The 23,784-nt window shown below is 67.7% G+C and carries 16 protein-coding genes and 1 pseudogene; 11 read left to right on the forward strand and 6 right to left on the reverse strand.

The window, feature by feature from the left end:
* Window positions 1–14 precede the first annotated feature (14 nt).
* From prpF to pbpC, 4 genes are all read left to right on the forward strand, one after another.
* Complete coding sequence (prpF, locus tag J3A72_RS08280) at window positions 15–1,193, forward strand: 2-methylaconitate cis-trans isomerase PrpF (RefSeq protein WP_046431995.1); 1,179 nt, start codon at window positions 15–17, stop codon at window positions 1,191–1,193.
* 146 nt (window positions 1,194–1,339) lie between these two features.
* Window positions 1,340–2,800 (forward strand): bifunctional 2-methylcitrate dehydratase/aconitate hydratase, encoded by a 1,461-nt coding sequence (locus tag J3A72_RS08285; protein ID WP_053495215.1) that lies wholly within the window; start codon window positions 1,340–1,342, stop codon window positions 2,798–2,800.
* A gap of 227 nt (window positions 2,801–3,027) precedes the next feature.
* A complete protein-coding gene (locus tag J3A72_RS08290; RefSeq protein ID WP_053495214.1) occupies window positions 3,028–7,935 on the forward strand; it encodes an alpha-2-macroglobulin in 4,908 nt (1,635 codons plus the stop codon).
* A gap of 49 nt (window positions 7,936–7,984) precedes the next feature.
* A complete protein-coding gene (pbpC, locus tag J3A72_RS08295; protein ID WP_075077165.1) occupies window positions 7,985–10,366 on the forward strand; it encodes a penicillin-binding protein 1C in 2,382 nt (793 codons plus the stop codon).
* A gap of 117 nt (window positions 10,367–10,483) precedes the next feature.
* On the opposite strand, the gene J3A72_RS08300 is transcribed toward pbpC, so the two are convergent.
* Complete coding sequence (locus tag J3A72_RS08300) at window positions 10,484–11,059, reverse strand: ferritin-like domain-containing protein (protein WP_014648036.1); 576 nt, start codon at window positions 11,057–11,059, stop codon at window positions 10,484–10,486.
* A 29-nt stretch (window positions 11,060–11,088) separates the two neighbouring features.
* Window positions 11,089–11,571, reverse strand: a complete 483-nt coding sequence (locus J3A72_RS08305) for a peroxiredoxin (RefSeq protein ID WP_049408230.1) — start codon at window positions 11,569–11,571, stop codon at window positions 11,089–11,091.
* Between the two features lie 261 nt (window positions 11,572–11,832).
* Here J3A72_RS08305 and J3A72_RS08310 point away from each other — a divergent pair, with 261 nt between their 5' ends.
* Window positions 11,833–12,720, forward strand: a complete 888-nt coding sequence (locus J3A72_RS08310) for a DnaJ C-terminal domain-containing protein (RefSeq protein ID WP_209572005.1) — start codon at window positions 11,833–11,835, stop codon at window positions 12,718–12,720.
* Window positions 12,721–12,818: 98 nt separating this feature from the next.
* Here J3A72_RS08310 and pilH read toward each other — a convergent pair whose 3' ends face one another.
* Window positions 12,819–13,190 carry a twitching motility response regulator PilH gene (gene pilH, locus J3A72_RS08315; protein WP_014648033.1) on the reverse strand — a complete coding sequence of 124 codons (372 nt, stop codon included), beginning with the start codon at window positions 13,188–13,190 and terminating at the stop codon, window positions 12,819–12,821.
* A gap of 88 nt (window positions 13,191–13,278) precedes the next feature.
* Complete coding sequence (locus tag J3A72_RS08320) at window positions 13,279–14,274, reverse strand: YhdH/YhfP family quinone oxidoreductase (RefSeq protein ID WP_075077164.1); 996 nt, start codon at window positions 14,272–14,274, stop codon at window positions 13,279–13,281.
* Between the two features lie 153 nt (window positions 14,275–14,427).
* Between J3A72_RS08320 and hflK the strand changes: the two genes are divergently transcribed.
* From hflK to J3A72_RS08345, 5 genes and pseudogenes are all read left to right on the forward strand, one after another.
* Window positions 14,428–15,561 carry an FtsH protease activity modulator HflK gene (gene hflK, locus J3A72_RS08325; protein ID WP_075077163.1) on the forward strand — a complete coding sequence of 378 codons (1,134 nt, stop codon included), beginning with the start codon at window positions 14,428–14,430 and terminating at the stop codon, window positions 15,559–15,561.
* Entirely contained in the window at window positions 15,558–16,421 is an 864-nt protein-coding gene (locus J3A72_RS08330; RefSeq protein ID WP_014648031.1) for a protease modulator HflC, read from the forward strand. The genes hflK and J3A72_RS08330 overlap by 4 nt, the downstream gene beginning before the upstream one ends.
* A 66-nt stretch (window positions 16,422–16,487) precedes the next feature.
* On the forward strand, window positions 16,488–16,673 hold the full coding sequence (locus J3A72_RS08335) for a DUF2065 family protein (RefSeq protein WP_005414170.1): 186 nt from the start codon (window positions 16,488–16,490) through the stop codon (window positions 16,671–16,673).
* Window positions 16,674–17,735: 1,062 nt separating this feature from the next.
* Window positions 17,736–19,028 (forward strand): adenylosuccinate synthase, encoded by a 1,293-nt coding sequence (locus J3A72_RS08340; protein WP_014648029.1) that lies wholly within the window; start codon window positions 17,736–17,738, stop codon window positions 19,026–19,028.
* A 116-nt stretch (window positions 19,029–19,144) separates the two neighbouring features.
* Window positions 19,145–19,808: pseudogene (locus tag J3A72_RS08345) on the forward strand (hypothetical protein).
* Here the strand turns inward: J3A72_RS08345 and J3A72_RS08350 are convergent.
* Both J3A72_RS08350 and J3A72_RS08355 read right to left on the reverse strand, forming a co-directional pair.
* Window positions 19,738–20,415, reverse strand: a complete 678-nt coding sequence (locus J3A72_RS08350) for a M23 family metallopeptidase (RefSeq protein ID WP_075077162.1) — start codon at window positions 20,413–20,415, stop codon at window positions 19,738–19,740. The pseudogene J3A72_RS08345 and the gene J3A72_RS08350 overlap by 71 nt on opposite strands.
* Before the next feature lie 4 nt (window positions 20,416–20,419).
* On the reverse strand, window positions 20,420–21,382 hold the full coding sequence (locus J3A72_RS08355) for a L,D-transpeptidase (RefSeq protein ID WP_041863687.1): 963 nt from the start codon (window positions 21,380–21,382) through the stop codon (window positions 20,420–20,422).
* A 233-nt stretch (window positions 21,383–21,615) separates the two neighbouring features.
* Here J3A72_RS08355 and J3A72_RS08360 point away from each other — a divergent pair, with 233 nt between their 5' ends.
* Window positions 21,616–23,739, forward strand: a complete 2,124-nt coding sequence (locus tag J3A72_RS08360) for a methyl-accepting chemotaxis protein (protein WP_075077161.1) — start codon at window positions 21,616–21,618, stop codon at window positions 23,737–23,739.
* Window positions 23,740–23,784 lie beyond the last annotated feature (45 nt).

Raw genomic sequence — 23,784 nt, forward strand, 5'->3', positions numbered from 1 at the left:
CAGGAATCCGATCCATGACCTTCCTCCCGCAACTTCGTATTCCCGCCACCTACATGCGCGGCGGCACCAGCAAGGGCGTGTTCTTCCGCCTGCAGGACCTGCCCGAAGCCGCTCAGGTGCCGGGCGCCGCACGCGATGCGCTGCTGATGCGCGTGATCGGCTCGCCCGACCCATACGGCAAGCAGACTGACGGCATGGGCGGTGCAACATCCAGCACCAGCAAGTGCGTGATCATCTCCACCGCCTCGGTGCCGGACCACGATGTGGACTACCTGTACGGCCAGGTCTCGATCGACACCGCCTTCGTCGATTGGAGCGGCAACTGCGGCAACCTCAGTACGGCAGTGGGTCCGTTCGCGATCGCCAATGGGCTGATCGATCCGGCCCGGGTGCCGCGCGATGGCCTGTGCACCGTGCGCATCTGGCAGGCCAACATCGGCAAGACCATCATCGCCCACGTGCCGATGCGCGATGGCGAAGTGCAGGAGATCGGCGATTTCGAGCTGGATGGCGTGACCTTCCCGGCCGCCGAGATCCAGCTGGAGTTCATCGATCCGTCCGATGACGGCGATGCGGGCGCGATGTTCCCGACCGGCAACCTGGTCGACACCTTGGACGTGCCGGGCGTCGGCAGTTTTGAGGTGACCATGATCACCGCCGGCATTCCGACCATCTTCCTCAATGCGGCCGACCTGGGCTACACCGGCACCGAGCTGCAGCCTGCGATCAACGAGGACAAGGGAGCGCTGGAGCGCTTCGAGAAGATCCGCGCCTACGGCGCCTTGCGCATGGGTCTGATCAGGAACCTGGAAGATGCGGCCACCCGCCAGCACACGCCGAAGGTGGCCTTCGTGGCGCCGGCACGGGACTACGTGTCCTCCAGCGGCAAGGCCATTCCGGCCTCGGCCATCGACCTGCACGCGCGGGCGTTGTCGATGGGCAAGCTGCACCACGCGATGATGGGCACCGCCGCCGTGGCGATCGGCACTGCGGCGGCGATTCCGGGCACGCTGGTCAATCGCGCGGCCGGTGGTGGTGAACGCGAAGCGGTGACCTTCGGCCACCCCTCCGGCACGCTGCGCGTGGGCGCGCAGGCCGGCCTCGTTGACGGCCAGTGGACAGTGACCAAGGCCATCATGAGCCGCAGCGCCCGCGTATTGATGGAAGGCAAGGTGCGGGTGCCGGCCGAATAACCAGCCGGTCGGCGCTGGCATCACATGCTTCGGTAGATGCCAACCTTGGTTGGCATGGCATTGGCACCGCCCGGGCAACGTCCAGCGCCAACCAAGGTTGGCGACTACCGGGAGGCGCGGCCTGAGCTCTGAAGAGGAGATCGACGATGTCTGACAGCCACACCCCATCCAACGAGCGTGCAGCGTGGGATGCGCTGCTGGTGGACATCGTCGATTACGTACGCGACGCGCGCATCGACTCCCCCCTGGCCTTCCAGACCGCGCACTACTGCCTGCTCGACACGCTGGGCTGCGGGCTGGAAGCGCTGTCCTTCCCGGCCTGCAGCAAGCTGCTCGGTCCGCTGGTGCCGGGTATCAGCGTGGTCAACGGGGCGCGCGTGCCGGGTACGCACTACGTGCTGGACCCGGTGCAGGCCGCCTTCAACCTGGGCGCGATGGTGCGCTGGCTGGATTTCAACGATACCTGGCTGGCCGCCGAGTGGGGCCACCCGTCGGACAACGTGGGCGGCATCCTGTCTGTCTGCGATTGGCTGGGGCGCAACGCGCAGGCCCTGCATCGCCCAGCGCCGACCCTGCATGACGTGCTGCTGGCGATGATCAAGGCACACGAGATCCAGGGCGTGCTGGCCCTGCAGAATTCCTTCAACCGGGTCGGGCTGGACCACGTGGTGCTGGTCAAGGTGGCCACCACCGCGGTGGTCGCGCAGTTGCTCGGCCTGGATCGCGAACGCATGCTCAATGCACTGTCGCTGGCCTGGGTCGATGGCCAGGCGCTGCGCACCTACCGGCACGCGCCCAACACCGGCTCGCGCAAGAGCTGGGCGGCCGGCGATGCGACCAGCCGTGGCGTGCGCCTGGCGCTGATGGCGGCCAGTGGCGAGATGGGCTATCCCAGTGTGTTGAGCGCGCCGACCTGGGGTTTTGAAGCGGTATCGATGCAGGGCAAGGCGCTGACGCTGGAGCGACCGCTGGGCAGCTACGTGATGGAAAACGTGCTGTTCAAGATCAGCTACCCGGCCGAGTTCCATGGCCAGACCGCGGTGGAGGCGGCGATCACGCTGCATCAGCAGCTGCGTGCGGTGGGGCGGCGGGTCGAGGACATCGCGCACATCGCCATCCGCACCCAGGAAGCCTGCATCCGCATCATCGACAAGCAGGGCCCACTGCATAACCCGGCCGACCGCGACCACTGCGTGCAGTACATGGTCGCCATCGCATTGCTGCATGGGCGGCTGGTGGCAGAGGACTACGAGGACGATGTGGCGGCGGATCCGCGCATCGATGCGCTGCGCGCGAAGATGACCTGCCATGAGGATCCGCAGCTCAGCGCCGACTACCTGGACCCGGACAAGCGCAGCATCGCCAACGGCCTGAGCGTGCGCTTCAGCGACGGCACTGAGCTGCCCGAGGTACTGGTGGAATACCCGCTGGGCCACGCGCGCCGACGCGAGGAGGGCATCCCGTTGCTGATGGACAAGTTCCGCCGGCACCTGGCCCATCGCTTCCCGACCACCCAGCAGCAGCGCATCCTGGCCGCATCGCTGGATCCGGTGGCGCTGGCGGCGATGCCGGTGACCGACTATGTGGACCTATACCTGCCGGGGTAGGGGACGCTTCACCGGATCTGACACCACGCCTGCTTGCCGGGCACGTGGTTCGACCCGCTTTGGTAGGTGCCAACCTTGGTTGGCACGGCCGACGCCAACCAAGGTTGGCGGCTACCGAGACTGCCGGCCAGCGGCCGGCACTACCCGCACCGCGGCAATTGCCGGATTTGCGTCAACACCTTGACGTGGCCTGCCTATAATGGCCGCCTCGATCAAGGAGTGACGACATGAGCGGTCCGGCACGGCGGAAGCGGTGGGGATGGGCGGCGGCCGTACTGGCAGGAGGCCTGTTGCTGGGGCTGGCCGGCTGCCGCAATGACAGCGGGCAGCTGCCCAAGGCCAGTGGTGAAGCCATTACCACCAAGGCCGAGCAGGTGAAGGAATTCACCCTGCTGCGTGCGTACCCGGACCAGAAGAATGACGGCCTGTCGCTGGCGCTGGAGTTCTCGCGCCCGCTGGTCGGCACGCAGGATTTCGACAAACTGGTTCGCTTCGAAGAGAAGGTCGGCACCGAGGACAGCAGCTGGACCCTGTCCGATGACGGCCTGACCCTGCGTTACCCGTTCGTCGAGGCCGGCAAGGAGTTCAGCCTGGTGGTCTCGCCGGACCTGCTGGCTGCCGACGGCAGCCGGCTGGGCAAGGAACTGAAGCAGAAGGTGTTCAGCGGCGAGCTGAAGCCGGTGGTCGGTTTCGCCTCGCAGGGCAGCGTGCTGCCGGCCAAGGACAGCCGCGGCCTGCCGGTGGTCTCGGTGAACGTGCCGGAGGTCGACGTCGAGTTCCTGCGCGTGCGCGAGAAGGACCTGCCGACCTTCTTCAGCCAGTACCAGCGCGGCGGCCGCCGTGGCAGCTGGGAGCTCAGCAGCGACTACGAGCGCAGCCCGATCAACAAGCTGGCCGAGCCGGTCTACGTCAACCGCTTCATCCTGGGTGGCAAACAGAACGAGCGGGTGCTGACCTACCTGCCGACCCAGGACATCAAGGAACTGCAGGAGCCGGGCCTGTACTTCGCCCTGCTCAAGCGCACCGGTGACTACGAGGGCGAGTTCGATACCGCGTTCTTCTCGGTCAGCGACATCGGCCTGCATACCCGTGCCTACAAGGACAAGCTGTTCGTGCACACCGCCGGCCTCAAGGACGGTGCGCCGCTGAAGGGCATCGACCTGCGCGTGCTCGACGCCAAGGGTGAGGTGGTGCTGAAGGGCAGCACCGACGGCAACGGCAATGCGCTGCTGAACTACACCCTGGATGCCACCCACGTGCTGGTCGCCAGCAGTGGCAAGGACACCAGCTTCCTGCCGTTCAACCAGCCGGCGCTGGACCTGAGTGAGTTCGCCGTGGCCGGTCGTGACAACGCCTGGTTCGACGTCTACGCCTGGTCCGGCCGCGACCTGTACCGCCCGGGCGAGACCGTGCGCCTGTCCGCGCTGCTGCGCGACAACGACGGCAAGCCGGTCAAGGCACAACCGGTGTTCCTGCGCCTGAAGCAGCCCGACGGCAAGACCTTCCGCGAGACCCGCCTGCAGCCGGGCGACCAGGGCTACATCAACTTCGAGCAGGTGATCCCCGCCGAGGCGCCGACCGGACGCTGGCAGGTCGAGTTCCGCACCGACCCGGCCAGCAAGGAAGCGATTCAGGGCATGACCCTGCGCATCGAGGAGTTCCTGCCCGAGCGCATGAAGCTGGACCTGGACAGCGCGCAGAAGACGCTGAAGCCGGGCGAGGACCTGCGCCTGCAGGCCAACGGCGCCTATCTGTACGGCGCGCCGGCCGACGGCAACCGCTTCACTGCGCGCATGGCGGTGGCTGCCGAACAGCAGCCGGTGGAGGGCCTGCCGGGCTATTTCTTCGGTGACCCGACCCTGCAGCTGCCGCGCGAGGCCAAGGACGTGATCGATACCACGCTGCCGGCCAATGGCCAGCTGCGTGAGGATGTGGCGTTGCCGGAAGAGGCGGCCAAGGCCAAGGCACCGATCGCCGTGGTGTTGTCCGGCAGCCTGTATGAAACCGGTGGCCGCACGGTCACCCGTACCCTGAAGCGGGTGATGTGGCCGGCCAACGCGCTGGTCGGCGTGCGGCCGCTGTTCAACCCCGACGATGGTGCTGATTCCAACGGCAACGCACGCTTCGAACTGATGCGCGTGGATGCCGCCGGCACACCGCAGCCAGCCAAGGGCCTGAAGATCACCCTGGTGCGGGAACTGCGCGACTACCACTGGACCTTCAACGACAACCGCTGGGATTACGATTTCACCCGCCGTTTCGAGAACAAGGAAACCCGCACCGTCGATGCCGGCAGCAGTGCGGTTGCCTTCGATTTCCCGGTGGAGTGGGGCGAGTACCGGGTGGACGTGTTCGATCCGTCCACCGGACTGACCAGCCGCTACCCGTTCCGTGCGGGCTGGAGCTGGGGCGATGACAACCGTGGCCTGGATGCACGCCCGGACAAGGTCAAGCTGGGCCTGGACAAGACCGGCTACAAGGCCGGTGACACCCTGGAAGTGACGGTGACCCCGCCGCACGCCGGCAAGGGCATCCTGATGGTCGAGACCGACCGCATGCTGTATGTGCAGGACATCGAGGCCAAGCCGGGCTCGACCTTCAAGATCCCGGTCACCGCCGACTGGGAACGCCACGACGTCTACATCACCGCGCTGGTGTTCCGCGGGGGCAGTGCGCCGAGCAAGATCACCCCGGCCCGCGCCGTGGGCGTGGTGCATGTGCCGATGGACCGCAAGGGCCGAACCGTGGCCGTCGGCCTGGTCGCGCCCAAGCAGATGCGGCCGGAACAGGACCTGCCGGTAACGGTCAGCGCACCGCAGCTGGCCGGCAGGGCCGCGCACGTGACCGTCTCGGCGGTGGACGTGGGCATCCTCAACATCACCCGTTTCCCGGTGCCCGACGCCGGCGCGCACTTCTTCGCCCAGCGTCGCCTCGGTATCGATGCCTATGACATCTACAGCCGGGTGATCGAGAGCTTCGATGGTGGCAGCGGCAAGCTGAAGTTCGGCGGCGACATGGCGCTGCAGGCACTGCCGCAGGCCAAGCGCCCGACCGCGCGCGTGCAGACCGTGGACCTGTTCTCCGGCCCGGTGCAGCTCGATGCCAAGGGCAATGCCCGCATCCGCCTGAAGGTGCCGGACTTCAACGGCACCCTGCGCGTGTCCGCGCTGGTCTACAGCGATGACCAGTACGGCAAGCGTGACGTGGAAACCATCGTGCGCGCCCCGATCCTGGCCGAAGCCAGCATGCCGCGCGTGCTGGCCCCGGGCGACCGCAGCACCGTGACCCTGGACGTGCAGAACTTCACCGGCAAGCCGGGGCAGTTCAACGTCAAGGTGGAAAGCGAGGGTCCGCTGAACCTGGGTGAGGGCAGCCGCAGCGTGCAGTTGAACGCCGATGCCAAGACCACGCTGAGCTTCCCGTTGTCGGCTCGCGAGGGCCACAGCGTGGCCAAGGTGCGGGTGCGGGTGGACGGCAACGGCTTCAAGGCTGATCGCCGCTACGACCTGCCGGTGCGTGCGGCGTGGCCGCAGGTGCTGCGTTCGCAGGTGCGCACACTCGATCCGCTGGCCGCGGTCAGCCTCGACAACAGCCTGACCGATGGCCTGATGGCAGAGTCGGTGAATGCCCGCCTGCTGGTCAGCCCGCTGCCGCCGATCCCGTTCGCCAGTGCACTGCAGGGCGCGCTGAACTACCCGTATGGCTGTGCCGAGCAGACCACCAGCAAGGGCTATGCCGCGCTGATCCTGGACCAGGCGACGTCGTCGATGCTCGGTGCCGACGGCCTGGATGCCAAGACCCGTAGAGAGCGCATGGAAGGTGCGTTCGGTCGCCTGGCGTCGATGCAGGTGGCCAATGGCAACTTCTCGATGTGGGGTGACGACGGCTACGTCAATCCGTGGCTGACCCCGTACATCACCGAGTTCCTGCTTGATGCCAAGGACGCCGGCTTCGCCGTGCCCGACAACGTGCTGCAGAAGGCGCTCAACCGGCTCAGCGAGGATCTGCTGTCCGGCGGCAATCAGTTCTATGGCCAGGAGGATCGCGAGAAGCTGAAGTTCGCCAACCAGGCGTATTCGGGTTACGTGCTGGCCCGGGTCAACCGTGCGCCGCTGGGTACCCTGCGCACGCTGTACGACAACGAGCGCAGCAAGGCGGTCGGCGGCCTGTCGCTGGTCCACCTGGGCGTGGCGCTGTCGTTGCAGGGTGATGCCAAGCGTGGCCAGGCCGCGCTGGCGGCGGCCTTCGCCAAGTCCAGCAGCGAGCGCCCGTCGTACTTCGGCGACTACGGCAGTGCGATCCGTGATGACGCGCTGATGATCGCGCTGACCCATGAAAACAAGCTGGCCAAGCCGGCCTGGGATGCGCGTGCGGTCGATCTCGGCCGTGGCCTGGATGCGCGCCGCAACGCCGGCTGGATGTGGCTGAGCACGCAGGAACAGGTGGCGATTGCACGTCTCGGCAAGGCCCTGGCCGCCAACCAGAAGGCGCTGGTGGCCGGTGAGCTGGTGATCGGTGGCAACACCGAAGCCATCGGCGAGCGCAAGCTGTTCGGCCGCAACTTCAGCGCCAGCGAACTGGCCAGCGGCGTGCGCTTCACCCCGCAGGGCCAGCCGCCGATGTTCGCCAGCATCGATGTGGCCGGCATTCCGCGCAGCGCACCGGCGCCGGACAACAGCGTGCTGGGCGTCGAGCGCAGCTACTACGGCACCGATGGCAAGCCGTGGTCGCCGCGGCCGCTGAAGGAAGGCGAAGCGCTGATCGTGCGCGTCACGGTGACTGCCGACACCACGATGCCCGATGCGCTGCTGACCGACCTGCTGCCGGCGGGCCTGGAAATCGAGAACTTCAACCTGGGCGACGCCAAGCAGTGGGCCGACGTGGTGGTCGATGGCATCACCATCAGCGACCGTGGTGAGGCCGCCGACACCAAGCACGAGGAGTTCCGCGATGACCGCTATGTGGCCGCGCTGAAGCTCTCGCGTGGCAGCAAGGCCAACGTGTTCTACCTGGTACGCGCGGTGACGCCGGGAACCTACTCGGTGCCGCCGCCGCTGGTGGAGGACATGTACCGGCCGCAGCTGCGCGGCGTCGGCCGCAGCAACCCGACCACGATCACGGTGGTACAGCCGTGACCGCGCGGACGGGCCGCGACGGCGCGGCCCGTCCTGCTGGCAACCTGCAATGAACAACACGATGTCGATCCGGCTGGCGGCCCTGCGCCGCCGGCTGCAGCCGCTGTGGCCGTGGTTGCGCTGGGGTACGGCCGCCACGCTGGTGCTGCTGCTGGTGCTGGATTTCGCCTTCCCGCCACCGCTGCCGAAGCAGCGTGATACCAGCACCCTGGTGGTGGCTGCCGACGGCACGCCGCTGCGTGCATTCGCCGATGCCGAGGGCGTGTGGCGCTACCCGGCTTCGATCAACAGCGTCTCGCCGCTGTACCTGCAGGCGTTGCTGACCTACGAAGACCGCTGGTTCTGGCGGCATCCGGGCATCAACCCGCTGGCGATCGTGCGTGCCAGCGGCCAGCTGCTGCGTGGCGGCCGCATCGTTTCCGGTGGCTCGACCCTGACCATGCAGGTCGCCCGCATCCTCGATCCGCATACGCGCACGCCGTGGGGCAAGCTCAAGCAGATGCTGCGCGCGGTGCAGCTGGAAGTGCACCTGAGCAAGCAGCAGATCCTGGCCCTGTATCTGGAGCGCGCGCCCTACGGCGGCACCATCGAAGGCGTGGAAGCGGCCAGCTGGGCCTACCTGGGCAAGCCGGCGGCGCAGCTGTCGCATGCCGAGGCCGCGTTGCTGGCGGTGCTGCCGCAGGCGCCGAGCCGGCTGCGCCCGGACCGTCATCCGGAAGCGGCGCAGAAGGCGCGCGACAAGGTGCTGTCCCGCATGAACGAGCTGGGCGTGTGGACGGCAGACGAAGTGGAAGACGCGCGTATCGAGAATGTGGTGGCGCGCTCGCTGCGCCCGCCGCTGCACGCCGCGCTGCTGGCGCAGCGCCTGCACTCGGCGCATCCGGGCCAGGCACGCATCCAGAGCAGCATCGACATCGGCCTGCAGCGCACACTGGAAGAACGCGTGGCCAGCTATTTCTCGACGCTGCCTGAACGCACCTCGGCCGCCCTGCTGGTGGTCGACAACCAGACCCTGCAGGCGCGTGCCTATGTCGGCACGCTGGCGTTCGGTGACCGGCAGCGGCTGGGCCACGTGGACATGGTGCAGGCCTGGCGGTCGCCGGGCTCCACGCTCAAACCGTTCCTGTATGCCATGGCGCTGGACGATGGCCTGATCCATTCGGAAAGCCTGCTGGTCGATGCGCCGCAGAGTTTCGGCAGCTACCGCCCCGGCAACTTCGACATGGCTTTCAATGGGCCGATTGGTGCCTCCAGCGCGCTGCGGCTGTCACTCAACGTGCCCTCGGTGGACCTGCTGCAGCGGGTCGGTCCGGCGCGCTTCGCCGCACGCCTGTCGCACTCCGGCATCCAGCTGCGCTTCCCGCCGGGCAGTACACCCAATCTGTCGCTGATCCTGGGCGGCACCGGTGCGCGGCTGGAAGATCTGGTCGGTGCGTTCGCAGCGCTCAACCGCAACGGCATCGCCGGGCGCGTGCGCTACACCGATGACGAACCGATGATCGAGCGTCGCCTGGCCTCGCCGGGCGCCAGCTGGATCGTGCGCGAGATGCTGGAATCGAATCCGCGGCCGGGGTATAGCGTCGGGACGTTCGATGTCGGTGGCCGCCCCCGCGTGGCGTGGAAGACCGGCACCAGTTACGGGTACCGCGATGCGTGGGCGATCGGCAGCACCCGCCACTACACCGTGGGCGTGTGGGTGGGTCGGCCGGACGGCACACCGCTACCGGGCCAGTACGGCGCGGTGACCGCGCTGCCGCTGATGTTCGAGGTGGTGGACAGCCTGCCGCGCCAGCGCGGTGATTCAGCTGCTGCACCGATGCCGGCCAGTGTCAGCCAGGAGGACGTCTGCTGGCCCACCGGCGAACGTGCCGAGGGCCTGCCAGCGGCGCTGTGCCAGCGGCGGATGTCGGCCTATCTGCTGGACGGTGCGGCACCGCCGACCTTCCCCGAGCGCGAGGCGCGGCGCTGGCAGCCGGGGCGGCAGCGTTACCTGGCCGACGCGCGGACCGGTCTGCGTGTATCCGCTGATTGCCGTTTGCCGCATCAGGAAGTCGCGCGGGAGATCGCGCGTTGGCCGGCGTTGTTGTCGCCGTGGCTGCCGAAGGCCACGCGCGAGGCTTCGCAGCTGCCGGCGCTGTCGCCGGACTGCCGCGACGACGGGCGTGAGGCCAGCGTCGCGCTGCACGTGGACGGGCTCAATGACGGCGCCACGCTGGCGCGCGCGCCGAATTCCGAGCACGGCGTGCGCCTGCAGCTGCGCGCGCTGGGCAGCGAGCAGGCGGTGGACTGGCTGCTGGATGGACGCTGGATTGCACAGACCCACAGCGCGCAGCTGATGCAGCGTGAGTTCGCCGATCCGGGCGCACACACCCTGACCGCGCTGGCAGCCGACGGCGCGTGGACGCAGGTGCGGTTCAACGTCCTGCGATAGGTGCTGGGAATGGCCCGTCGACCCGACGCATCCATGCTCTGGTAGGTGCCAACCTTGGTTGGCACGCGATAAATGCGCCCACCAAGGTGGGCATCTACCAAGGCGTTTGCGGGGCCGCTATTCCCCGATCCACCCGTCCAGCAGATCGGCGAACTCGTCGGCGTGTTCTTCCTCCTGCGCCAGGATCTCTTCAAGGATGCGCTTGGTGGTGGTATCGCGGTCGCCGATGAAGTTGATCATCTCGCGGTAGCTGTCTATGGCGATCCGTTCAGCCACCAGGTTCTCGCGCACCATGTCGCGCAGGTCGCTGCCTTCCTTGTATTCGGCATGCGAGCGCGTGGTCAGCGTATCCGGGTTCAGGTCCGGCTCGCCGCCAAGCTGGACGATGCGCTCGGCCAGCTTGCCGGCGTGCGCCTGTTCCTGCTGCGCATGCTCGAGGAACTCGGCCTTGACCGCGTCGGCCAGCATGCCCTTGGCCATGAAATAGTGCCGGTAGTAGCGCAGCACGCACACGTACTCGGTGGCGAGGGCATCGTTGAGCAGCTTGATCACCACCTTGCGGTCGGCGCTGTAGCTGTCGGTGATCGCGCCGTCTTCGATGTTGTGCCGGGCACGCTCGCGCAGGGTCTGACGGTCACTGATGCCGGGAATCCCGGCGGCGGGCTTGCTGGCTTTGGCTGGCTTGCTGGACATTGCTGGCCGTTTCCTTCTGCGGTGGGGAATCAGGTAGGCAGGTGCTCCAGCACGTACTCGGCGGAAGACACCTCGAACTGGCCCGGCTGCTCGATCCAGGCCGCACGCACCACGCCATCGACCACGTACAGCGCGAAGCGGCGCGAGCGCATGCCCATGCCCGAGGCGCTGGCATCCAGCTCCAGGCCGAGCGCGCGGGTCAGCTCGGCATTGCCGTCGGACAGCATCAGCAGGCCGTCGGGCACCTTCTGGTCGGCGGCCCAGGCTTTCATCACGAACGGGTCGTTGACCGCCACGCAGTAGACATCGATGCCGCGCTGGCGGAAGGCCTCGAATTTTTCGACGTAGCCGGGCAGGTGGCGGGCCGAGCAGGTGGGGGTGAACGCGCCGGGCACCGCAAACAGGACGACCTTGCGGGCGTCGAACAGCGAATGCGTATCAAGTGTTTCGATGCCCTCGCGGATGCGCTTGAGGGTCACTTCCGGAATGTGGTCGCCGACTTGGATGGTCATGGGGAACTCCTTGCTGGGGCAGGCTAGTGGGCCGGATGGGACAGGGGCGTCAAGACATTGGAAAACCCGTGTGCAGGCCCCATCTTCAGGCGTTGCGGCGGGGGCTTCCAGCCACAGCCTGGGGCATCGGGATGGCAGCGGCATTGCGCAGGATCAGTCGGCCTCACCGGGGCCGCACGAGGGGCGGCGTAGCATCGCCGGCGCGTAGAATGAACCCGGGGCGGCGCCACCGGCGCGGCCGAAGCAGATCGAGGTAGCTGGATGGAATTCAAGGATTACTACGCCACCCTGGGGGTGGAACCGAGCGCGGGCGAGGCGGAGATCAAGACCGCCTACCGCCGGTTGGCACGCAAGTACCACCCGGACGTCAGCAAGGAGGCCGGGGCCGAAGACAAGTTCAAGGCGGTCAACGAGGCCTACGAGGCGCTGCGCGATCCGGAAAAGCGCGCAGCCTACGACCAGCTGCACGCGCAGGGCTATCGCCCGGGCGAGGAGTTCAACGTGCCGCCGAACTACGGCGGCGCCGGCGGTTTCAATTTCGAGGAAGTATTCGGCGGTGGTGGCCCCAACGGCGGCTTCAGCGACTTCTTCGAAAGCCTGTTCGCGCGCCAGCGTGGCGGTGCCGGTCCGGGCCCGGGCTTCAGCAGCCAGGGCCACGCACCCAACCGCGACACCCGCGCCAAGCTGTCGGTCCCGCTGGAAGCGGCCTACAGCGGCGACAGCCTGCGCATCACCGTCAACGGCAAGCAGCTGGACGTGCGCGTGCCCAAGGGCATCCGTCCGGGCCAGGTGATCCGCCTGGCAGGGCAGGGCAACCATGGCGGCAACCTGCTGCTGGAAGTGGAGTACGCCGCGCATCCGCAGTTCGAGGTCGACGGCCGCAACATCCTCTATACGTTGCCGGTCACGCCCTGGCAGGCCGCGTTGGGTACCAGCATCAGCGTGCCGACCCTGGGCGGTGCGGTGGAGCTGAAGATCCCCGCCGACTCCGATGCCGGCCGCAAACTGCGCCTGCGTGGCCGCGGCCTACCGGGCAGCCCGGACGGCGACCAGATCGTTGAAATCGAGATCGTGGCCCCGGCCGCGACCGACGAGGCGCAGAAGAAGGCCTACCGCAATCTGGCCAAGGCCTTCGGCGAGTCGATCTGAGCACGCCTTGCGGTCGTGCCGGCCGCTGGCCGGCAATTTCATGACCTGGGACGGTGACGCGTGGTTGCCGGCCAGCGGCCGGCACTACCGCGCGGGCCTCAGCCCTGTCCTGCGAACACCCGCTCCAGCACCTCGGACAGCTCGTCTTCCGAGAACGGCTTGGTGATGTAGGCCTTGGCGCCCTGGCGCATGCCCCACATGCGATCGGTGTCCTGGTCCTTGGTGGTCACCAGGATCACCGGGATATGCCGGGTCGCCTCGTCGCGGGCGAGGGTACGGGTGGCCTGGAAGCCGTTGAGATTGGGCATCACCACGTCCATCAAAACCAGGTCGGGCAGCTCGGCCCTGGCGGTTTCGACCCCGGCGGCGCCATCGGTGGCGGTCAGGATCTGGTGCCCGAGCTTCTCGACGATGCGCTGTATCCCCAACAGCTGCGACGGTGAGTCGTCGACGATCAGAATGCGTGCCATGTTGTTCCCCATGTAATGCCCGCAGTGTAGTGCGGGCTCATTACCGGCGGGAGGGGGGCACCTGCCGTCCGTCGCCTGCCTGCGACGTTCAGTCGATCCGCACCACCGTGCGGCCCAGCGATCCACCCGCCAGCATCCGCTCGAACACTGCCCGGAGGCCATCAAGGCCGACCTCGGCGGTGCAGATGCGGTCCAGGTGCTGCGGCTTCCACTCACCGCCCAGGCGCGACCACACCTCTTCGCGCAGCCGGCGCGGCGCATTGGCCGAAGACACGCCGAGCAGCGACACACCGCGCAGGATGAAGGGCATCACCGTCATGTCCAGCGTCGGGCTGGCCGCCAGGCCGGCGCTGACCACGCTGCCGTAGGGCACGGTCTGCGCCAGCAGGCTGGCGAGCATGGCGCCGCCGGCATTGTCCAGGCCCCCGCCGAAGCGCGCCGACTGCAGCGGGGCGGTGTCGGCCAGCGCCTCGCGCGGCAGCACCTCGCTGGCACCGATGTCGCGCAGGAAGTCGGTCTGGTCCGGCTTGCCACTGACCGCGTGCACGGTGTAGCCGGCACGGCTGAAGATCGACAGCGCCAGCGCACCGACGCCGCCGCTGGCGCCGGTGACCGCCAGCGGGCCGAGCTCCGGGGTCTGGCGGTTGTCCTGCATGCGCAGCAGCGCCAGCGCCGCCGTGAAGCCGGCGGTGCCCAGCACCATCGCCTCGCGCGGGCTCAGCCCGGCCGGCTGTGCAATCACCGCACGCGACTCCAGCCGCACATACTGGCTGTAGCCGCCGTCACGGGTCTCGCTGAGGCCGCAGCCGGTGGCCAGCACCGCGTCGCCTTCACGCCAGGCCGGGTCGGTGCTGGCGACCACGGTGCCGGCCACGTCGATGCCGCCGACCAGCGGGAAGCGGCGCAGGATCTTCCCCTTGCCGGTGCCGGCCAGGGCATCCTTGTAGTTGACCGAGGACCAGTGGGCGCGGATCAGCACCTGCCCGGGGTTGAGGTCGTCGACACCGAGCCGGGTCAGGCCGCTGCGATAGCCGGCGTCGTCGTTTTCGATGCGGAAGGCGGTGAACGGGGTGGTGGGGGCCATCGGCGTTGCCTGACTTCGAGGAAAACGCCACCTTACCCCGTCGTCGCCCTTTCGATCCTGCCGATCCGCCCCATCTTGTATGATCGGTAATGGTTTCACGGCTGGCGCCGCGGGAAGGGCCCGCGCCGCAGCCCACATCTTGATGGAGCGTGCATGGCCTGGAATACACCCGGCGGCAACAAGGGCGGACAAGGCCCCGAGGACAATCGACGCGGGCCGTTCGGGTCGCGCGGCGGTGGCAATGGTGGTGGCTGGGGCGGACTGCCCGGGCCGTTGAAGGACCTGTTCGACGGCGGCATCGTGCGTTGGGTGGTGGCGGCCGTGGTGCTGCTGGTGCTGTTCTCCAGCTTCCAGCTGATCGGTGAACAGCAGCGTGGCGTGGTCCTGCGCTTCGGCCAGTTCTCGCGCATCCTGCAGCCCGGCCCGAACTTCAAGCTGCCGTGGCCGATCGAGTCGGTCACCAAGGTCAACGCCACCGAGATCAAGACCTTCTCGATCCAGGTGCCGGTCCTGACCCGTGACGAGAACATCGTCAACGTCTCGCTGAACGTCCAGTACCGCATCGACGATCCGCAGCAGTACCTGTTCGGCACGGTCGATGCCAACCAGGTGCTGGAGCAGTCGGCGCAGAGCGCGGTGCGCGAGGAAGTCGGCCGCGCCGACCTCAATGCCGTGCTGAACAACCGTGGCCCGCTGGCCGTGGCCGCCGAGGAGCGCCTGCAGGCGCTGCTGAAGGCGTTCAAGACCGGCCTGACCGTGACCGGCCTGACCCTGCAGGACGCCCGTCCGCCGGAGGAAGTGAAGCCGGCCTTCGACGAGGTCAATGGTGCCCAGCAGGTCAAGGAACGCCTGATCAACGAAGCCCAGGCCTACGCCGCCAAGGTCGTGCCGGAAGCCCGAGGCCAGGCCTCGCGCGCCCGTACCACCGCCGAAGGCTACAAGCAGGCGGTGGTGTCCAAGGCCGAGGGTGACGCGCAGCGCTTCAGCCTGTTGCAGGCCCAGTACAAGGACGCGCCGGAAGTGACCCGCAAGCGCCTGTGGCTGGAGACCGTGCAGCAGGTGCTGAGCGAGAACCGCAAGGTGATCGGCGGCGATGGCCGCCAGCTGATCTACGTGCCGATGACCGGCGACACCCGTGCCACCACGTCGGCCCCGGCCGCAGTGGCAAACCCGGACGTGGTCATGCCGTCGCTGCCGGGCGCAGCGGTGGAAGCTTCCCGTGATCCGGGCCGGCCGGTGGGCCGCCCGACCGGGCGACCGAGCGGCCGTGAGGAGGGCAGCCGATGAAGAGTCCTATCTGGATCGCCGTGATCGTGGCGGTAGTGCTGGGCCTGCTCGGCTCGGTGTATGTGGTCCGTGAGGACCAGACCGCCATGGTGCTGAACCTGGGCAAGGTGGTGCGGTCGGACATCAAGCCAGGCCTGCACTTCAAGGTGCCGGTGGTGGAAACGGTGAAGGTTTTCGACCGCCGCTTCCAGGTGCTCGACACCGCGCCGGCGCGCTACTTCACCGCCGAGCAGAAGGACGTCAGCGTCGACTTCTTCGCCATCGGCTACATCTCCAACGTGGGTGACTACTTCCGTGCCACCGGCGGCGACCCGCGCGTGGCCAACGCCCGCCTGGCGCCGATCATCACCGATTCGCTGCGCAACCAGATCAACTCGCGCACCCTGCAGCAGCTGGTGTCCGGCGACCGCAGTGAGCTGATCGCCGAGCAGTTGAAGGGAATCAACGAGGCCGTGGCCGGCCTTGGCATGCAGATGATCGACCTGCGCATCAAGCAGGTGGACCTGCCCACCGACAGCCAGGTGATCAACGACGTGTACGAGCGCATGCGCGCCCAGCGCAAGCAGGAAGCCGCCAAGCTGCGCGCGGAAGGCGAGGAACAGTCGCTGACCATCCGCGCCCAGGCCGACCGTGACAGCACCGTGCTGATCGCCGAGGCCGAGCGCGATGCACAGCGCCTGCGCGGTGAAGGTGATGCGGAAGCCACCCGCATCTACGGCAAGGCCGGTTCGGCTGACCCATCGTTCTACGCGTTCTACCGTAGCCTGGAGGCGTACCGCGGCTCCATGACCGACGGCAACGGCGTGATCGTGCTCGACAAGAACGACCCGTTCCTGCAGTACCTGAAGAACGACCGCTGAGGTCGCAGGGCATTACCCCACGGGGCCCGGCCAACTGCCGGGCCCCGTGCTTTTTCCGGAGTTCCGATGAAAGATCTGTTCGCCGCCGTCTGCCTGGTCGCGGTGCTGGAAGGCCTGTTCCTGTTCGTCGCGCCGTTCGCCTGGAAGCGCATGGCCGAACGCCTGCTGGACCTGCCCAGCCCGGCCCTGCGCAGCTTCGGCGGACTGGTGCTGCTGGCCGGCCTGAGCCTGCTGTGGTGGGTGCGGCACTAGAAGCCCCGGCGCGGCCGCCTGCGTCTACGTGCGTGGCCTGGTCTTGGTAGCTGCCAACCTTGGTTGGCATTGCCGGCCAGCGGCCGGCACTACCGGGCGGGGCGGCTGACCGACCTGCACCTGCGTGGCCTGGCCTTGGTAGATGCCAACCTTGGTTGGCATTGCCGGCCAGCGGCCGGCACTACCGGGTGGGGCGGCTGACCGACCTGCACCTGCGTGGCTTGGCCTTGGTAGCTGCCAACCTTGGTTGGCATTGCCGGGCAGCGGCCGGCACGACCGGGCGGGGCGGCTGACCGACCTGCACCTGCGTGGCCTGGCCCTGGTAGATGCCAACCTTGGTTGGCATTGCCGGCCAGCGGCCGGCACTACCGGGTGGGGCAGCTGACCGCCCTGCACCTGCGTGGCCTGGCCCTGGTAGATGCCAACCTTGGTTGGCGTTGCCGGCCAGCGGCCGGCACGACCGGGCGGGGCAGCTGACCGACCTGCACCTGCGTGGCCAGGCTCTGGTAGATGCAACCCTGGTTGGCATTGCCGGCCAGCGGCCGGCACGACCGGGCGGGGCGGCTGACCGGCCTGCACCTGCGTGGCCAGGCCCTGGTAGATGCCAACCTTGGTTGGCATTGCCGGCCAGCTGCCGGCACGACCGGGCGGGGCAGCTGACCGACCTGCACCTGCGTGGCCCGGCTCTGGTAGATGCCAACCTTGGTTGGCATTGCCGGCCAGCGGCCGGCACGACCGGGCGGGGCAGCTGACCGACCTGCACCTGCGTGGCCAGGCTCTGGTAGATGCCAACCTTGGTTGGCATTGCCGGCCAGCGGCCGGCACGACCGGGCGGGGCGGCTGACCGGCCGGTGAAGCCGTCCGTCGGAAAGGTGGCAGCGGACCCCGTAAACCCGGATAATGCACAAAAGCCGGACGGGCCTCCCCGTTCGGCTTTTTCCGTGTCTGGGCCCTCCATCGCCGGCCGCTCCCCGTTTGGAGCCGCCCTCCAGGTGCTGGCCAGCCCCGCCACGGTTTACCCGTCCGCGGCCCCGATGGCCGCAACAAACCGAGGAGCCCGTCATGGGTCAGTCTGTCGTAGTGTTGGGTGCCCAGTGGGGCGATGAAGGCAAGGGCAAGATCGTCGATCTGCTCACTGAGGAAATCGGCGCCGTCGTGCGCTTCCAGGGCGGCCACAATGCCGGCCACACCCTGGTCATCAACGGTAAGAAGACCGTCCTGCACCTGATCCCATCGGGCATCCTGCGTGACGATGCGCTGTGCCTGATCGGCAACGGCGTGGTGATCTCGCCGGCCGCGCTGCAGAAGGAAATCGCCGAGCTGGAAGCCTCCGGCGTGGAAGTGCGTTCGCGCCTGAAGATCTCCCCGGCCGCGCCGCTGATCATGCCGTACCACATCGCCCTGGACCAGGCGCGCGAGCGCGCAGCCGGTGGCAAGGCGATCGGCACCACCGGCCGCGGCATCGGCCCGGCCTACGAAGACAAGGTGGCGCGTCGCGGCATCCGCATCGCCGACCTGCATTACCCGAAGCAGCTGGAAGAACTGCTGCGCACCGCGCTGGATTACCACAACTTCGTGCTGACCAAGTATCTGAACACCGATGCGGTCGACTTCCAGAAGACCTTCGACGAAGCACTGGCCTTCGGCGAATACGTGCAGCCGATGAAGTCCGACGTGGCCGGCATCCTGCACGACCTGCGCAAGCAGGGTAAGCGCGTGCTGTTCGAAGGTGCGCAGGGCGCGCTGCTGGACATCGACCACGGCACCTACCCGTACGTCACCAGCTCCAACACCACCGTCGGTGGTGCGCTGGCCGGTTCCGGCGTCGGCGCTGATTCGATCGACTACGTGCTGGGCATCGCCAAGGCCTACGCCACCCGCGTAGGCGGTGGCCCGTTCCCGACCGAGCTGGACGACGAAGTCGGCCAGGGCATTCGTGACCGCGGCGCCGAGTACGGTGCGTCGACCGGCCGCCCGCGTCGTTGTGGCTGGATGGACATCGTCGCGCTGAAGCGCGCCGTGGCCATCAACGGCATCAGCGGCCTGTGCATCACCAAGCTGGACGTGCTCGATGGCATGGAAAAGCTGAAGGTCTGCATCGCCTACGAATACAACGGCAAGCGCACCGAGTACGCGCCGCTGGACGCGCAGGGCTGGGAAGAATGCACCCCGGTGTACCTGGAGTTCCCGGGCTGGAGCGAGAACACCCACGGCATCACCCAGTGGGACGACCTGCCGCCGGCCGCACGCGCCTACCTGCGTTCGCTGGAAGAGCTGGCCGGCTGCCCGATCAGCATCGTCTCCACCGGCCCGGACCGCGACCACACCATGGTCCTGCAGGATCCGTTCGCCTGAGGTGGCGCCGGGCCATGCCCGGCGTTGGTGACAGGAAAAGCCCCGCGCACGCGGGGCTTTTTCGTTACTGTGTGGCCAGGCCAGCGGGGAAGCGACGCGATGACCAGGATGTCAGCGTGAAAGGCGGGACGGTAGTGCGGGTCACCCTGTGGGTGTCGTGGAGCCTGTGGTGCATGGCCTGCCTGGTTCTGGCGCTTGGCGCCATCGCCAACTGCCTGGCCTCGCGTACCCAGACCCTGCCGCTGCTGCTGAGCCCGGGTGCGACGGCCGAGGTGACGGTCTACCGCCTCATCGATGATCAACTGCGGCTGCACCTGCGTTATGCCGCGGACGGTACAGAGGCTGACCCTGAAGTGCTGCTGCGCATCGAGACTCCCACCGAACATGGAGACTTCCGCGCAGGGGAGCGTTGGGGGAGTGGCCGGGCAGGGCATCGACCGCGCGCTGGTATCGGTTGAGTCCAGCGGCCTCATGGCCTCCTACTTTGGTTACGGTCGCGGCGACGCATTGCCACGCGGCCGCTCATGGCTGCGGGTAACCGTGCTGGAGGTGGATCCGGCGCTGGCGGGACGCACGGCAGACATCGAGCTGCAGCCGCCGCTGGGTCTGCTGAAGCTGACCGACCTGGACTACCTCTGGCTGTGGCCGTTCTTTTTCTGGAAGATGGCGGCGCTGTTCCTGCTGATTCCGGGGGCTGCGTTGACTGTCTTCACTGTGGCGTTGCGGCGCCAGCAGCGCCGGGCATCGGTGCTGCCGACTTCAGCAAGGGATAGGGATTGATCGACTCTCCCTTCCACCACTGCTTCTCCGGCCCCAAGACATGCACTTCGAAGTGCAGGTGCGGGGCCTCGGCGCTGGCATTGCCGGTGCTGCCGACGTAGCCGATCACATCCCCGCGCTTGATCGCCTGTTTCTCGGCCAGGCCATCGGCATAGCGCTGCAGGTGCGCGTAGTAGTAGCACCAGCGTCCGCTGGGCTCGAACTGGTAGATCGTCAGCCCGCCGCGTTCGCTGTCGAACAGTTTTTCCACCGTGCCATCAGCCACCGCGAGTACCGGAGTACCGGCATCGGCCAGGATGTCGATGGCATCGTGCACGCGGCCTTCGCTGCGTGCATCGGTGAAGGTATCGCGCAGCTGCGAGGCCAGGATGCCCTGCACCGGCAGCAGCAGGCCGGACGGTGCATCCGCAGCCTGCGCGGCCGGCGGCGCGGCGGTGGCGGGTGGGGCCGTTGCGCGTGGCGCTGGTTCGACCACCGGCGCGGCGGACACCGCCGATGGCGCTGCCGGCAGCGAGGCGGCTACCGGCTCACTCCCATCGCGACGCAGCCACCAACCTGCCCCCAGTCCCAGCAGTACGCCCAATACGATCAGCTGCGAAAGACGCATGGGCTTACTCCTGCATCACCACGGGCACCGAAGTATCCACTGCGTCGGCCACACGCACCGCATCCCAGTTGGTCATGCGTACGCAGCCATGCGATTCGGTCTTGCCCACGTGGCTGGGTTCGGGTGTGCCATGCAGGCCGTAGTGCGGCTTGGACAGGTCGATCCAGACCCGGCCGACCGGATTGTTCGGGCCCGGTGGCAGCGTCGCCTTCTTTTCCCCCTTGCGCGCATCCCAGAACAACTTCGGGTTGTAGTGGAACGGCGGGTCGCGATACACGCCCAGGATCTTCCATTCGCCGATCGGCAACGGGTCGTGCTGGCTGCCCGACGACACCGGCACCTGCGCGATCAGCTTGCCCTGCGCATCCAGCAACTGCAGGGTGGAGTCGGATTTGTCGACCACGATCTTCGCCGCCTTCGGCAATGCCGCTGGTGCGATGTTGGGCACTTGGATGCGGCTGCCAGCCTTGGTCAGATCCACGCCGGGATTGAGCACCTTCAGCAACTCCGGCGAGGCGTGGAAGCGCTCGCCCAGGGCTTCTTCCACACTGCTGAAACCCAGCGATTTCAGTTTGGCCTGTGCGGCAGGTCCTTTCGGTATGGGCTGGAACGGGCCGGCGACATCCTCGGCAGTCAGCGTGTAGCTGGCCAGCGGCCCCACCGTATCAGCCTGCAGAGCCTTCCAGGTGGCGTCGTCCAGCTCACCCGTCACGGTCAGCCCATGCGCGGCCTGGAAGCCCGCCACCGCGCGTCGCTGGTTGCTGCCCACTTCGCCATCGATCTGGCCAGGCGAGAAATTCGCGCGATCCAGCAGCACTTGGGCATGCAGTGCGGAGCGCACTGCGGTGTCCGGGTCGGCCTTCTCGGCAATGGGGGCGGGCAGGTTGGGTGGCGGCACCTGCGCGAAGGCCGGCGACGCCAGCAGCGAGAGTGCGAGCAGGGTGGATCGGGACACAGATGAGGGCATTGGGATCTCCAGCAGGTAAGCCGCCACCTTGCCCGCAGACAGCGCCGAGCCGCCGTGAAAGGGATCTGATGCCCGCATGAGCAGGCATGTCATTGCGGCCGATTGCCAGCGGCAGGTGCCGCTGGGACGGGGACTCACCAAGGTGAACCGTGGCCGAAGCCACCGATGGAGGGCGATCAAGATTGCCTGCCGTGCCGCCGATAAGGGCGCATCCCCCCGTTTTGGATACCCCCATGAACTACTTGAGGAACGTCAGGGTTGCCTGGCGTCTTGGGCTGGGCTTTGGCCTGTTGCTGCTGCTGGTCGCCGCCGTGGTGGCCACCGGCGCCACTGCCAGTGTCGTGCAGAAGCGCGCGATGCAGCAGGTGGTCGACGTCAGCGTGGCCAAGGTGCGCCTGCTGTCGCAGATGCTCGATGCCAACAACCAGATGATGGTCGTGCGCCGCGAAATGCTGATCCGTCAGGGCGAAGACCGCGGCAGCGACGAGAAGCGCATCGCCGACCTGGTCAAGCGCTATGAGGCCAGCTGGACCGCCTACCAGGCGCTGCCCAGCGATGCCCAGGGCAAGACCATCGCGGAAACCATCGCGGCCAAGCGTGCCGTTGCGCGCCCGCTCAACAAGCAGACCAGCGAACTGATGGAGCAGGGTGATTACCCTGGCGCCGTGGCGCTGACCCTGGGCCCGGTGCAGGAAGCGGCCAACGGCTGGAACAAGGCGCTGTCCGATGGCGTGGACTTCGAGGAGAAGGAAAGCCGTGAAGCTGCCGCCGAAGCGATCCGCCTGGGCGAACGCAGCCTGCTGCAGCTGCTGGTGCTGGGCGGCGTCGCGCTGCTTGCCGGCATCGGCGCCTCGGTGATGATCGGCCGCAGCCTGACCGGCCCGCTGGCGCGCGCGGTGAACCTGGCCGAGCGCCTGTCCAAGGGCCAGCTGGACCAGGAGTTCCGCCTCGGTGGCCGGGATGAACTGACCCAGCTGGGCGAGGCGATGGCCAGCGTGCGGCAGAGCGTGCAGGCGGCGATCGGCGCACAGCTGCAGATGGCTGAGCAGCACGAAGCGGGTGCGATCCGCTATCGCATGGACGACAGTGCCTTCCCCGGTGATTTCGGCCGCATGGTGCAGGCCACCAACAGCCTGGTCGAATCGCACGTGCAGGTGGAGCTGCTGATGGCCGAAGTGATGCAGCGTTACGCGATCGGCGACCTCAGCCGTGACCTGCCGGACTACCCGGGCGAGAAGGGCACGCTGACCCGCACTCTGGCCGCGGTAAAGCAGAGCCTGATGGCGATCAACGCGCAGATCGATGAACTGGCCCGTGCGGCTCGCGCCGGCGACTTCAGCATGCGTGGCGATGCTGCTGCGTTCCAGTACCAGTTCAAGGCGATGGTAGAACACCTCAACGGCATGATGGCCAGTTCGCAGGCCAGCATTGCCGATGTTTCCGACGTGCTGCGCGCGATCTCGCACGGTGACCTGACCGCACGCATGGACGGTGAGTACGACGGCGTGTTCGCGCGCATGCGCGACGACGCCAACACCACCACCGCACAGCTGACCGGCATTGTGCGGGGCATCCAGGTGGCTGCCGACAGCATCAACAACGCGGCACAGGAACTGGCCGCCGGCAACAACGACCTGTCGCGCCGCACGGAGCAGCAGGCGGCCAACCTGGAGGAAGCTGCCGCGTCGATGGAGGAGCTGACCTCCACCGTGCGCCAGAACGCCGAGCTGGCGCGTCAGGCCGACAGCGAAGCGCATGCCGCCGGTGCCGCCGTACGCGAGACCGAGCAGGCGATGGCGCAGATGGCCTCGGTGATGGGTGAGATCGATCAGTCCTCGGCACGCATCTCGGAAATCTCCACCGTTATCGACGGCATCGCGTTCCAGACCAACATCCTGGCGCTGAACGCTGCGGTGGAAGCCGCGCGCGCGGGCGAGCAGGGCCGTGGTTTTGCCGTGGTCGCCAGCGAAGTACGCACGCTCGCGCAGCGCGCCGGCGTCGCGGCCAAGGAAATCAAGGAGCTGATCGAAGACGCCGCTGCCAAGGTGAAGAGTGGCCTGGTGGTGACCGTTGAATCGGAAGCAGCGATCGCACGCGTGGCCCAGGCCAGTTCGCGCACCACCCAGCTGATGAGCGACATCGCAGCGGCCAGCAAGGAACAGGCCGCCGGCATCGAGCAGGTCAACCAGGTGGTGGTGCAGATGGACCAGGTGACCCAGCAGAACGCGGCCCTGGTGGAAGAAGCCACTGCGGCGAGCCGCGCGCTGGAAGAACAGGCGCATGCGCTGACCACGTCGGTGGCGGTATTCAAGGTGGAAGGCGCGACGGTATCTGCTGTGTCCCGTCGCGTAGCCTGAGCGGGCTGCCAGTGCAGCAACAGGAATACGGCCGCCTTGGGCGGC

It is taken from the genome of Stenotrophomonas sp. PvP093, from assembly GCF_017876915.1.
In the GTDB taxonomy this organism is placed as follows: Bacteria; Pseudomonadota; Gammaproteobacteria; order Xanthomonadales; family Xanthomonadaceae; genus Stenotrophomonas; species Stenotrophomonas muris.